The following is a 13,073-nucleotide window of genomic DNA, read 5'->3' on the forward strand; positions in this document are numbered from 1 at the left end:
TATGCGACTACTTACACACCTAGTTTGCTGTTTATTAATAGCGACTTTTTTTAAGAGTGCTATCGTTTTAGGTGAAGAAACTCTTCCTTTATCATCATGTACTCAGCTTACTGCATCAGGTAACTCAGAATACCCTCCTTTCTTGTGGCAAGAAAAACCAAACGCAAAAACTCTAGAAGGTGTTAACCGCCTTATTATTGATGAGTTAAGTCGACGTATAAATATTCCCATTAAGTTAGTCCATGTCGGCCCTTGGTCGCGAGCACAAACCGAAGTGAAAAATGGTCGTGTCGATTTAATGGCGGGCGCGTTTTATACCACTGAGCGAGCGGATTATATGGACTATTTTACCCCTGTAATGCTCCATACAACGAGCGTTGTATGGCAACGTAAAGACAAGCGCTTTGCTTTTAATAAGAAAGAAGATTTGATTGGTAAATGGGGGGTGACAGTTATAAATAATAGTTTTGGTCAAGAGTTTGATCAATTTGCTCAGCGCAAGCTAAATATTTTGTCTGTTGCTAGTTTATCTCAAGCTTTGCGAATGCTTGCTGCCGATCGTGTGGATTATGTTTTGTATGAGAGGAGTCCAGCTCTTGCTTACTCTGTGGTTTTGGGGTTGTCTGACACTATTTTTCCTCAACAGCCTTTTATAAGTAGTGAAGGTTTGTACCTTACTATGTCTAAAAAGTCGCCATGTAATGAAGATAGCCTGAAGTATCGTATTGCTGTTGCCTTGCAAGAAATGAGGCAAGAAGGTTTTACTGAGCAGGCATTAATTGATGGCGAAAAAATATGGAAGGAAAGTCTTCATGCTGGGTTATCTCTTGAATAAAAGCTAACCCGCTTTGTGAGTTTCGACTTATTATTCGGTCAATAGTACTTTATATAGCGCTTCCCATTGGTGCGTAACTGCCTCCCAGCTGTAGTCATAGCCCATCGCATTCGTTTGTAATGCTTGCCAGTGTTCTTTATCGTGATGAAAACACTCCATGCAGCGTTCCATAGCTGCCTCTAAAGCCTTAGTGCTTGCTTCCTCAAAGACAAACCCATTTGGCTTCTCTCCTTGCTCAAACACGCTGTCAGCTAATCCACCTGTCTGCCTTACGATTGGCAATGTTCCGTATTTTAAGGCGTAAAGTTGTGTTAAACCACATGGTTCAAATCGAGAAGGTATGAGTAAAGCATCAATCCCTGCCTGGATGCGATGAGAGTAGTCTTCAAAATATCCAATACGAACTGACACTTGTTCTGGGTAAGTATCTTGTAGTGCTAAATAGCCTGCTTCTAGGTACTTATCCCCAGAACCTAACACAACAAGTCGTGCACCTTTATCTAATAGTTTCGGCATGATTTCTAAAATAAGGTCTAGCCCTTTTTGCTCCGTTAATCGGCTAATCACACCGAAAATAGGCTGGTTGAGGTCTTCTGATAGATTGTTCTCTTGCAGCAAGGCGAGCTTGTTTGTCTGCTTTTGTTCTAAGTTATCTGTGTTGTATTGTTTAGAAATGAGAGAGTCGATTTCTGGTGACCATTGCTCATAGTCTACGCCATTCAATATACCGACTAGCTTTTCGGGTATTGCTCTTAGTGTGCCATCGAGTCCATCACCGTATTCAGGAGTAAGGATTTCTTGTGCATAGGTTGGGCTAACCGTGGTGATAGCGTCTGCATAAACAAGGCCTGCTTTTAATCCAGAGAAGCGCCCATAAAACTCCATGCCATGCATGCTGAGCAATTCTGTCGATAGAAGCGTCTCAGAGAATTGATTCATATCAAAACTCCCGTTGTAGCGTAAATTATGTACTGTCGTCACAACCGGAAGATGTTTTACTTTCCAGCTTTCAAGATAGGCTGCTGCAAACCCAGTCTGCCAGTCATTCAAATGTAGGATATCTGCCTGCCAGTCAATCAGGCTTCCATGTAAGGCGAGTGTCGCTGTGGCCCATGATAAGGCGGCAAAGCGGATATGGTTGTCTTTGAAATCTATTCCATTTTTGTCAACGTAAGGGCCATCTGCACGCTCGTATAGAGCTTGGCATTGAAGCAAGTAAATTGGAGTGCCGTTTTCGGGAATATGGGTCTCTAGTAAAAGTAAATCCCCGGCTCCAAATGGATTTCCTAGGTTGATACTCTGTTGAATTGGCGCTACCTTTTCAAGTATGCCTTGGTATGCAGGCATGATAAGTTTGACATCAAGGCCTTTTTTTCGGAGGGCAACTGGAAGAGCGCCTGCGACATCGGCCAATCCACCAGTTTTAATGAGAGGGTAAATTTCGGAAGCGGCAAAGAGTATTTTCATTGTTAGGCGTCTTATTGATTTGGAATAATGATACGAGTATACCTAAATGAAACTTCAAATTGAGTGTGTTGACAAAAATTTTAAGGGCATTACATGGATTTAAATACGGCGCGTATGAAAACTTTGTCCATTATTTTAGCCGGTGGGCGAGGCTCAAGATTAAAACAATTAACGGATAACCGCTCTAAGCCTGCCGTTCCTATTGCAGGTAAATACAAGATAATTGATTTTCCGCTTTCTAATTGTATGAATTCGGGAATGAGGCGAATCGCCGTTTTAACTCAATATCGGTCACATACTTTAAATCAACATGTGCAACGTGGCTGGAACTTCTTGCGTTCCGATTTTAATGAATTTATTGAACTCTGGCCTGCTCAGCAGCAGACTGGGGGGGACTGGTATCGTGGAACGGCTGACGCCGTCTATCAAAATTTAAGCATGATTAATGGCCTAGATAGCGAGTTTATTTTAATTCTCGCGGGTGACCATGTTTATAAACAAGATTATAGTGTTATGTTGCAAGAGCACATTGATAGCGGTGCAGATGTCACTGTGGCGTGTATTCAAGTTCCACTGGCTGAAGCTGACCAGTTTGGCATTATGCACGTTGATGAAAATGACAATATCATCGCGTTTGAAGAAAAACCTTCCAATCCACCTACTATGCCAGGCAAGCCCGATGTATCACTAGCAAGTATGGGAATATATATTTTCAACACCAAATTTTTGTCTGAGAACCTACGTTCGGATGCCAGCGATGATGCGTCGAGCCATGACTTTGGTAAAGACCTAATTCCTCTTTTTGTTGGTAGAAGTAAAATAAAAGCCCATCATTTTGCTAACAGTGTGATTGATAATAAAAGCTATCCAGATAAACCTTATTGGCGTGATGTAGGTACCTTGACGGCGTATTGGGAAGCCAATATGGATTTAACGCGTTTAGTTCCTGAGCTGGATCTATATGATGAAGATTGGCCTATTCGTACTACCCAATATCAGCGTCCTGCTGCTAAATTTAATTATAATTACGAAGAGCGTATTGGCACGGCATTAAACTCAGTTGTGTCCGCAGGCTGCATTGTTTCAGGCTCCACGGTCGAGCAGTCTATACTGTTCAATAATGTCCGAGTCAATTCTTACTCACAGGTAAATAAATGCGTCATTTTGCCTCGTTGTGATATAGGACGTAATTGTCGCTTGAACAAAGTGGTTGTGGATTCTGATTGTCATATTCCTGAAGGAACAGTAATTGGTGAAGATGCTGTTGCGGATGCTGAGCGTTTTTATCGTAGTTCTGATGGGATTGTCTTGGTGACTCAGGGCATGATTGACGCCTTATCTGAGCAGTAATGTTAATTGAATAGATTTTATGTAAAGACTGAAAAAAGCCGCTTGCGAAGCGGCTTTTTTGTAATTTTACCGAGTAATACTTAATGCTAACTTGAAAATGGATAAAATGGGCGCATTAGTAGGGTTTGGTTTTTATCTTTTTATGATGAGACTGTTATCCCCGTAACCTGTGGATAACCCTATTGGTGACACTGTGATAACTTGCGCAAAACCAGCTCTGATGCTGCTTTGAATAAAAGTGTTCATTTCTTCTTCAGTCACTCGGGTGGCCTGCGTTAAGTCCATCATACAGCACGTTTTTTCACCTATAAATGAGGATTATTTATGTTTACAGGTATTGTTCAAGGTACTGCAACGGTCCAGCTTGCGAGCCAGGTTGGGCGAAATAAGCGATTAGAAATTGTTTTCCCGGCGGGAGTTATGTTAGGTCAGCAGCTAGGAGCAAGTGTCGCGATTAACGGTGTGTGTCTGACCGTTGCCGAGATAGGGCATGACATTTTAACTTTTGATGTGATTGATACTACGTTAGCACTAACCAATATTGGCTTATTGCAAGCGGGTGACACGGTAAACTTTGAACGTGCAGCACGCATGGGTGATGAAATTGGCGGGCACGTTATGTCTGGTCATATCATGACGTCTGTTTGTGTCACGCGTATTGAAAAAATTGAAGAAAGTGTCCATATCCGCTTTACGACAGATCGCCAGTATGACGTCGATGCCCGACGTTATTTGTTTGATAAAGGTTATGTCGGTTTGAATGGCGCTAGCTTGACGATCAGTAATATCGGAAATGATTGGCTTGAGGTTTCTTTGATCCCTGAAACGTTGAGATTGACTACTTTTGGCATGTTAAGTGTGGGTGACAGAGTCAATCTTGAAATCGATTCTCATACTCAGGCGACAGTAGACACCGTCGAGCGAGTCTTAAAAGAAAAGGGGATTGTGCTGCCTTAGCTGTGCGCATTGTTCTAACTTGCTGGGTTCTATCTGGTTGCCTTCTGAAATAAATGGAGTCCACGCTCGATTTTCGGTAGAATGCTCGCCAATTTCTATCCTGAAAATGTGTTGATAAGCTTTTTCATAGTACAAGCATGGTAATGGGGCTCAATTTGAGTGCCGTTTTGATGAAAATGTGTGCATATGTGGCTTATTTATCAACAGGTAATCATTCAAATATCGCTTTTAAAGTGTGAGTAAATAGTGTCTTCCAATAATCTTAAGCACATACGCAATTTTAGTATCATCGCACATATCGACCACGGAAAATCGACCTTAGCCGATCGCTTCATCCAGACTTGTGAAGGCTTGAGCGAGCGTGAGATGTCGGCTCAGGTTCTCGACTCAATGGATATTGAGCGTGAACGAGGCATTACCATCAAGGCACAAAGTGTCACGTTGGACTACCATGCGAAAGATGGTCAGGTTTATCAATTGAACTTTATCGATACACCAGGACACGTGGATTTCTCTTATGAAGTATCACGTTCTCTTGCTGCCTGTGAAGGTGCATTGCTGGTGGTTGATGCAGCACAAGGTGTTGAAGCTCAATCTGTTGCTAACTGCTATACCGCTATCGAGCAAGGCCTCGAAGTAATGCCCGTTCTTAATAAAATTGACTTGCCTCAAGCTGAGCCTGAACGTGTATGTGCAGAAATTGAAGAGATCATTGGTATCGATGCAATGAATGCCGTGACTTGTTCTGCAAAAACCGGCATGGGCGTTGATGATGTTTTAGAACGGTTGGTTGCGACGATTCCGCCACCAGTGGGCGACGTAGATGCACCGCTTCAAGCGCTTATCATTGATTCTTGGTTTGATAATTATCTAGGCGTTGTTTCCCTTGTTCGTATCAAGCAAGGAACATTGCGCAAGAAAGACAAGATTTATATCAAATCGACTAAACACACTCACCCTGTAGATATGGCTGGTATTTTTACGCCTAAACGTAAAGAAACAGGTGTTCTTCGTGCTGGTGAAGTTGGCTATGTAGTTGCAGGTATCAAAGACATCCATGGTGCGCCAGTAGGTGACACTATTACACATTCGTCGACTCCTGATGTACCTCAGTTGGCTGGTTTCCAGAAAGTAAAGCCGCAAGTATACGCTGGTGTCTTCCCTGTAAGCTCTGATCAATATGAAGATTTTCGTGTTGCTTTGGATAAATTAACCCTAAATGATGCCTCCTTGTTCTTCGAACCTGAAAGCTCCGATGCATTGGGTTTTGGTTTCCGTTGTGGTTTCTTGGGTATGCTCCATATGGAAATTATTCAGGAACGTCTTGAACGTGAATACGATTTAGACCTAATTACGACCGCGCCAACCGTAGTATTTGAAGTTGAGTTAAATAATGGTGACGTTATCAATGTTGATAGCCCATCAAAAATGCCAGATCCCGGCACCATTAAAGAGATGCGTGAGCCTATCGTGGAAGCCAATATTTTGGTACCACAAGAATACCTGGGGAACGTGATTACTTTGTGTGTTGAAAAACGCGGCATCCAAAAAGACATGTTATATGTTGGTCGTCAGGTGCAACTGCGTTATGAATTACCAATGAACGAAGTGGTAATGGATTTCTTCGATAAACTGAAGTCTTGTAGTCGCGGTTTTGCCTCTTTGGATTACAATTTTTCTCACTTTAGTCCTGCTCCTTTGTGTCGTTTGGATATCCTAATCAATGGCGAGCGTGTTGATGCGTTAGCGTTAATTATGCACAAAGATAACGTTCAATTTAGAGGACGTGCTTTGTGTGAAAAAATGAAAGATCTGATTCCTCGTCAGATGTTTGATGTTGCCATTCAAGGTGCGGTTGGTGCGAAAATTATTTCGCGTACTACGGTCAAAGCGTTACGTAAAAACGTAATAGCCAAATGTTATGGTGGTGACGTGAGTCGTAAGAAGAAGCTGCTACAGAAACAGAAAGAAGGTAAAAAACGTATGAAGCAGGTGGGTAACGTTGAAGTACCACAGTCTGCTTTCCTTGCAGTTTTGCAGCTTGATAGCTAGCCAGAAAATCAACAGGTGTGCGAGAGCGCATCTAGGTGGAGACATGAAGTATGAGTTTTGATTTCGAATTGATACTGGCGATTGCGTTTTTAGTAACCGGTGTTTTTTGGGTTTACGACCGCATTGTATACTTTCCAAAGCGCAAACGCGTACTGGCGAACATGGCGACAGAGGCGCGAAGTGCTTTAGGCAAAGAAGCACAGCAGCGCTTGGCTGAAACGCCTAAGTTTGTTGTAGAGGTTAAGTCTTACTTTGTCATTATTGCGATTATTTTTGGTCTGCGCTCTTTTGTTGTCGAACCTTTTCAAATTCCATCTGGTTCTATGTTGCCAACTTTGAAAATTGGCGACTTTATTCTAGTGAATAAATTTGACTATGGTTTGCGTTTACCGGTTTTGAATACCACTATTATTCCAACAACAGAGCCAAAGCGTGGTGATGTAGTGGTTTTTAAGTATCCGCTAAAACCTGATTTAAACTATATTAAACGTTTGGTCGGTCTTCCTGGGGATCAGGTGAGTTACCGTAATAAAATATTAACGGTAAATGGCCAACAAGTAAGCAAAGACCTTTTGGCAAAACTGTCAATATCGTTAAACCCAAATCAAGAGCCAGTGGAGCTGTTCTCTGAGAACTTGGGCGGTGTGGAGCATGAGGTTTATAACAGCTATCGATTTACACCTCATGAAGGGGAGTGGACGGTTCCTGAAGGTCATTACTTTGTAATGGGAGATAATCGAGATAATAGTGCAGACAGCCGATTCTGGGGCTTTGTTCCTGATGAAAACATGAAAGGCCGCGCTTTTTACGTGTGGCTGCATTGGGATGAGTTTTTCAGTATTCCAAGCTTTAAAAATAACGGTTTGATTGAATAAGTATTTTTTGGAGAAATTTTGAGTTCATTGTATCAGAAGCTGAGTCGGCGAATAGGTTACTTTTTTGCCGACCTTGGACTGCTTGAGCTGGCGCTAACGCATCGTAGTTTTGGTGGGAAAAATAATGAGCGCCTTGAATTTTTAGGTGACTCGATTCTTAACTATGTGATCGCTGAAGACCTATTTCATCGTTTTCCAAAAGCCAAGGAAGGTGAGTTGAGCCGCTTACGTGCTTCTTTAGTGAAAGGCGACACGCTAGCTGAACTCGCTCGCGAATTTCAACTAGGTGATTATTTAAAGCTGGGGGCTGGCGAATTAAAAAGTGGCGGCTTTAGACGTGACTCTATTTTGGCGGATACGGTAGAAGGTATTATTGGCGCCATGTATTTAGATGCGGGCATGGATGTTTGTCGAGAACATATTTTGTCATGGTACAAGGAGCGTTTAGACGCGACATCTTTGAAGATCGTTACTAAAGATGCAAAAACGCGCCTACAAGAGTATTTACAAGCTCGTAAGCACGCTTTGCCTCAGTATGATGTGGTAGACATTGTCGGTGAACCACATGACCAGACGTTTCATGTTCACTGTTATATAGAACTCTGTGAAGACGCTATTGAAGGGAAAGGCAATAGTCGCCGTATAGCGGAGCAAAATGCCGCTTCAAAAGCACTGAAACAATTGGAAAAGAAAGATGTCTGAGGTTGAAATTACACACTGTGGTTATATTGCTATTGTTGGTCGCCCTAATGTGGGTAAATCAACGTTACTTAACCATATCTTGGGTCAAAAATTGTCGATTACGTCTCGTAAGCCGCAAACGACACGTGACCAAATTCTTGGTGTAAAAACAGAAGGGCATGTTCAAGCTATCTATGTTGATACGCCTGGATTACATATCGGTGAAGCTAAAGCCATAAACCGAATTATGAATAAAACTGCTGCGGCCGCTTTGAAAGACGTCGATGTTGTGTTGTTTGTTATTGATGCTGACCGTTGGACCGAAGAAGATGAATCTGTTCTTCAGAAGGTGAAGCATGCACGTTGCCCGGTTATTTTAGTGGTAAATAAGGTTGATCAATTAGATCAAAAAGAAAGCCTATTGCCGCGTTTGGCGAATTTATCTGATCGAATGAATTTTGCGCAAATAGTGCCTATATCGGCGCTTCGTAATAATAACCTTGACCGTTTAGAGCGTTTGGTTGAGAGCTATATTCCAGAAGGTACACAATTTTACCCAGAAGATCAGATTACCAATCGTAGCTCACGCTTTTTAGCGGCAGAAATAGTGCGAGAGAAAATTACTCGTCAGCTCGGTCAAGAAGTGCCATACGAAGTTGCTGTGCAAATTGAAGAGTTTGTTTTTGAAGAGTCCGCTATTCATATTAGTGCGCTAATTTTGGTTGAGAGAAATGGTCAAAAACGCATTATTATCGGTGACCGTGGTGAAAAAATTAAGTTAATTGGCAAAGAAGCGCGTATTGATATGGAGAACCTGTTTCAACATAAAGTAATGTTGAATCTCTGGATCAAGATTCGTTCAGGCTGGTCTGATGATGAGCGTGCGTTAGCCAGTTTAGGCTATCAGGAAGAGTAATTCCGATGCGCGCATCAGCGTATGTTATCCACACCCGTCCTTTTCAAGACAATAAAATATTGCTCGATGTATTAACGCTTGAGCAAGGTTTGGTGAGAGGGGTTTGGCGATTACCTAAAAAAGAGGCTCGGGTCATACCTGGGCCTTTTTTGTGTTATGAAATGGAGTTTTCTGGTCGCAGCGATTTAAAAACAGTGAAAAGTTTAGAGTCTCTTACGTCTGCTTCTTCTCTTGAAGGTTTGCCTTTGTACGCAGCTCTATATATTCATGAATTGTTAGAAAAACTACTACCAATTAATCTTCCTTTGCCTGATGTGTATGAGCTTTATAAATGGCTTATTGAAAGTTTGTACACAGGGGCTCCTATAGCACCTTTGTTACGACGTTTTGAGGTAGGGTTGTTCTCTGAATTGGGGGTTGCTATCAATATGCTTTCTACAAGCCGTGGAGAATTGATAGACGCAAATCAGTTGTATCAGTTTCATTATAAGTTTGGCTTGCGCCCATACCATGGTGAGATACCAAAACTCATGCCAATGCTGTTTGTCGAAGGGCAAGTCGCGCTTAATTATCAAGCGGGTAAGTGGATGGATAAGCAGGTATTAAGTCTCGCTAAGGAATTGCACCGTGGTTGGTTGGATAGTTTGTTAAATGGTAAACCTGTCGTTGCGAGGCGTTTATTGCCAAAACAGCCCTTCCAAGGGGAGCGGCATTTAGGTGTGCCAATTTTTCGTGCGTTGAAAGTTTGAGTTGATTTGAGAGGTTGTCACTTGATTATTGGTGTTGGAACTGACCTGGTAGAAATTGCTCGTATTGCGAAGTCTATCGCGCGTTTGGGAGAGCGTTTTATTGATCGTATCCTGACCGAAGACGAGAAAAAATGCTGGCAAGGCATTGCCAATGAAGATAAGGCTATCGCATATGTTGCGAAACGTTTTGCTGCGAAAGAAGCTGCAGTGAAAGCGTTAGGGACGGGGATTGGTTCAGGGGTGAGCTTCCAGCACTTTAGTGTAATGAATTTGCCTACAGGACAGCCAATTCTCATCGTTGATGATGTCATTTCTTCCCGTTATGATTTTTCTGTTTCGTGGCATTTGAGCTTAACGGATGAAAAGGCTTATGCTCAGGCCTTTGTGGTGCTTGAATCTAAGGATTGAGTCCAAGGGATAAGCTGACGATGAGCTAGTAGTTCATCGATGGCTTCTACAAAGTCTTCGGTGACGCCCTCGGCGTCTTCCATTCCAAGTTCTTTCAAATGAGTTTCTAGAAAATTTGCATTGCGTGCAATATTAACTGTGCCAGTGTATTTTGAGGCGCCGTGTATTCTGTGAACCACTTCAATCAGTTTTTTGGTGTCTTTGTTTTCTAAGTGATGCTTAATCAGCTTCTTCTCCGCGCTGAGTGAGTCCGCCAACATATCAAACATCTCTTTTGCGATCTCTTCTTTGCCGTCCACAATGGACAGGGCTTTTTCTAAGTCAAAAATGCCAATCAGCTTAGCATTAACCTGATCTTGAAAAGAGTCTGTGTTGGCGCACCATTTTTCGATCGTACTAATCAGCACGTCTTCGTCAATAGGTTTGGTTAGGTAGGCATTCATGCCACTGCTGAGCATCTGTTGCTGCTCTGACCCCAGCGCATGTGCTGTTAGAGCAATAATAGGTGTATTTTTATAGGCATTTAGTTGCCTTAGGTGCTGGGTTGCTTCCATACCATCCATTTCTGGCATTTGAATGTCCATAAAAATTAGGTCGAAGTGTTTATTCATCGCCAGATCTATAGCCTGTTGTCCGCTGTAGGCCAAAGTGACCTCTAGGCCTATTGGTATCAGCCAATGGTTAAGTAATTGTAGATTGATCGGCGAGTCATCAACGGCGAGCACACTAAGGCCTTTAATTTTTTCTCGCTGTGCGCCGATTTTCTGGGGCTGAGGAGTCGTGACCGGACTCATTCCTAAGTGCTGAAGAGCATGATAAAGACGATCATGGCTGATTGGCTTTAGCAGAACATCACTGCAAATGTCCTTCAGGTCTGGGTAATGTGTAATCTGTCCCGGTGGCTGGATCATTAGTATGCAAGGTATGGAGAATTGTTGTGTTGAATACATGATGAGCTCTCGAATTTCGCAAATACTTTGCTCGTTTGGTATAACGCTTAATAAAATAGCATCGATTTTGTCATGTTGTTTGTTTAATAAGGCAACGGTTTGTTCAACATCTGAACATGTACTGCAAGTCACCCCGATACTGTTTAGGTAGTTGTTCAAATAACTTTTATAGGTGGAGCTAGGTTCGAGTATAAGGGTATGAAGTTCGAGAGGGGTGGGGTCGCTTTTGATTTTGGTTGATTTCTTAAGTGTGATCGTGAAGCGGAAGGTCGAGCCAATACTTGGGTCACTGCTTATTTCAATTTTGCCGTTCATTTGTTCAACAAGTTTTTTGGTTATCACTAATCCCAACCCTGTTCCGCCAAACTGCCTTGTAGTGCTGGTGTCGACTTGGGAAAAAGGTTTAAACAAACGATGAATCTTGTTTTCTGCGATGCCAATACCTGTATCGATAATTTGAAATGACAGACTGATATCTTGATCATTCTCAGTAGCGATAGCAACGCGGGTTCTTACGGAACCTTGATGCGTGAACTTAATTGCGTTGCCGATCAAGTTGGTTATAATTTGACGTACTCGAGTGCTGTCGCCAATAAACCATTCCGGTACATCCAGCCCAAACTCAGGGACTAGATCAATTTGTTTTTCCTTGCTGAGCAAGTTGATACTTAATGTCTGGTAAACATCGTCTATCAAGGTTTTAAGGTTAAAGTGATTACTTTCTAAGCTTAATTTCCCTGCTTCAATTTTAGAAAAGTCTAAAATATCACCAATAATGGCCAGTAGACTGTTGGTGGATTGCTCAATCGTGTCAACGTAGAGGCGGTGTTGGGGATCCGTAATGTCTTTTTGCAGTGTTTTTGTATACCCTAGAATAGCGTTTAGAGGGGTTCTTACCTCATGACTTATGTTGGCTAAAAATTGCGACTTTAAACGATTTGATTCCATAGCTTCGCGGTTTGCTATGTGCAGCTGTGCACTTTTTTCTTCCATGCTATCCAGGCTACGACGAATGTCTTCTGTTGACTGCTCTATACCTGAAACCAACTCTTCATTATGGTATTCCAGCCTTTCTGTTAAATCGAGCAAGTCTCTTTGGATCGAGGTATATTCTGCTGGCAGTTTCATCAACTTAGCGGTGGAGAATTGGCCTTTAACCAGTTTGCCTAATACAGAAGCCAGTTTGTTAATTGGTTGGGTCAGTGTTTTTGAAGTATGAAACGCGCATAAGATCATGGCGATGTTAAAAAGCAGAAAAGTGAAAATGACCAAGCTAGAGTATTGATACTTTTCTAATCGCAGAGAAGCTTTATTCGATTCAATTTTGACCCACCCAATTAAGCTTCGCTGATCTTGCGTATTGAAAGGGTCTGTTTGACTGTTAAAAATACCGTCGAGAGAGTTACTTGTATAGTGGATGGCGGTAATAGATTCGAGACGGTCATCATATTCTGTTATTTCATTCTTTTCTGGAAAAAAAGGTCTGTCCTGAGTTGATGCATTGCCTAATTCTGCAATGATTTTTTGTTCGCTGTTGAAGAGTTGTACGCTGCTTATGTTTGGATTGTTTAGCGCGTTTTGTAAGATCCGATACATCATATTTTGGTCGGAAAACACAATCGCGTAGGCGCTGGTTATTGAGACTTGTTCTGTAATGTGACGCGATTGCTCGTGTAGGTTCCGATTTAAATCACTAAAGCGTGTCGATAGTAAGAAGATGGCAACCAGCAAAGAGACAATGAATGCGGGAGTGAATAATACCCAAAATAACTTACTATTTAGGCTCAGTGAGGAGACGTTAACAAAAGGGGTTTTCATTGTGAGAGCCATCGC

General features: G+C 42.2%; 11 protein-coding genes. 9 read left to right on the plus strand and 2 right to left on the minus strand.

Annotated features, from left to right (window positions below):
- Position 1 precedes the first annotated feature (1 nt).
- Entirely contained in the window at positions 2 to 835 is an 834-nt protein-coding gene (locus DFP77_RS02565) for a substrate-binding periplasmic protein (protein ID WP_114410731.1), read from the plus strand.
- 30 nt (positions 836 to 865) lie between these two features.
- Here the strand turns inward: DFP77_RS02565 and glgA are convergent, their stop codons facing one another.
- Positions 866 to 2,302, minus strand: coding sequence for a glycogen synthase GlgA (glgA, locus tag DFP77_RS02570; protein ID WP_114410732.1), 1,437 nt, complete (start codon positions 2,300 to 2,302; stop codon positions 866 to 868).
- Between the two features lie 93 nt (positions 2,303 to 2,395).
- Between glgA and glgC the strand changes: the two genes are divergently transcribed.
- From glgC to acpS, 8 genes are all read left to right on the plus strand, one after another.
- Positions 2,396 to 3,652 (plus strand): glucose-1-phosphate adenylyltransferase, encoded by a 1,257-nt coding sequence (gene glgC, locus DFP77_RS02575; RefSeq protein WP_114410733.1) that lies wholly within the window; start codon positions 2,396 to 2,398, stop codon positions 3,650 to 3,652.
- Positions 3,653 to 3,976: 324 nt separating this feature from the next.
- Positions 3,977 to 4,609 (plus strand): riboflavin synthase subunit alpha, encoded by a 633-nt coding sequence (locus DFP77_RS02580; RefSeq protein WP_114410734.1) that lies wholly within the window; start codon positions 3,977 to 3,979, stop codon positions 4,607 to 4,609.
- A gap of 246 nt (positions 4,610 to 4,855) precedes the next feature.
- Complete coding sequence (lepA, locus tag DFP77_RS02585) at positions 4,856 to 6,661, plus strand: translation elongation factor 4 (protein WP_114410735.1); 1,806 nt, start codon at positions 4,856 to 4,858, stop codon at positions 6,659 to 6,661.
- 50 nt (positions 6,662 to 6,711) lie between these two features.
- A complete protein-coding gene (lepB, locus tag DFP77_RS02590; protein ID WP_114410736.1) occupies positions 6,712 to 7,536 on the plus strand; it encodes a signal peptidase I in 825 nt (274 codons plus the stop codon).
- A gap of 18 nt (positions 7,537 to 7,554) precedes the next feature.
- On the plus strand, positions 7,555 to 8,238 hold the full coding sequence (gene rnc / locus DFP77_RS02595) for a ribonuclease III (protein ID WP_114410737.1): 684 nt from the start codon (positions 7,555 to 7,557) through the stop codon (positions 8,236 to 8,238).
- The gene (gene era / locus DFP77_RS02600; protein ID WP_114410738.1) at positions 8,231 to 9,133 is read left to right on the plus strand and encodes a GTPase Era; all 903 of its coding nucleotides are present in this window, start codon (positions 8,231 to 8,233) and stop codon (positions 9,131 to 9,133) included. The genes rnc and era overlap by 8 nt, the downstream gene beginning before the upstream one ends.
- Before the next feature lie 5 nt (positions 9,134 to 9,138).
- On the plus strand, positions 9,139 to 9,882 hold the full coding sequence (gene recO, locus DFP77_RS02605; protein ID WP_114410739.1) for a DNA repair protein RecO: 744 nt from the start codon (positions 9,139 to 9,141) through the stop codon (positions 9,880 to 9,882).
- Between the two features lie 21 nt (positions 9,883 to 9,903).
- Positions 9,904 to 10,290 (plus strand): holo-ACP synthase, encoded by a 387-nt coding sequence (acpS, locus tag DFP77_RS02610; RefSeq protein WP_114410740.1) that lies wholly within the window; start codon positions 9,904 to 9,906, stop codon positions 10,288 to 10,290.
- Here the strand turns inward: acpS and DFP77_RS02615 are convergent.
- On the minus strand, positions 10,257 to 13,058 hold the full coding sequence (locus tag DFP77_RS02615) for a response regulator (RefSeq protein WP_114410741.1): 2,802 nt from the start codon (positions 13,056 to 13,058) through the stop codon (positions 10,257 to 10,259). The genes acpS and DFP77_RS02615 overlap by 34 nt on opposite strands.
- Between the last annotated feature and the right edge of the window lie 15 nt (positions 13,059 to 13,073).

The sequence above is a fragment of the Marinomonas foliarum genome (genome assembly GCF_003337275.1).
In the GTDB taxonomy this organism is placed as follows: Bacteria; Pseudomonadota; Gammaproteobacteria; order Pseudomonadales; family Marinomonadaceae; genus Marinomonas; species Marinomonas foliarum.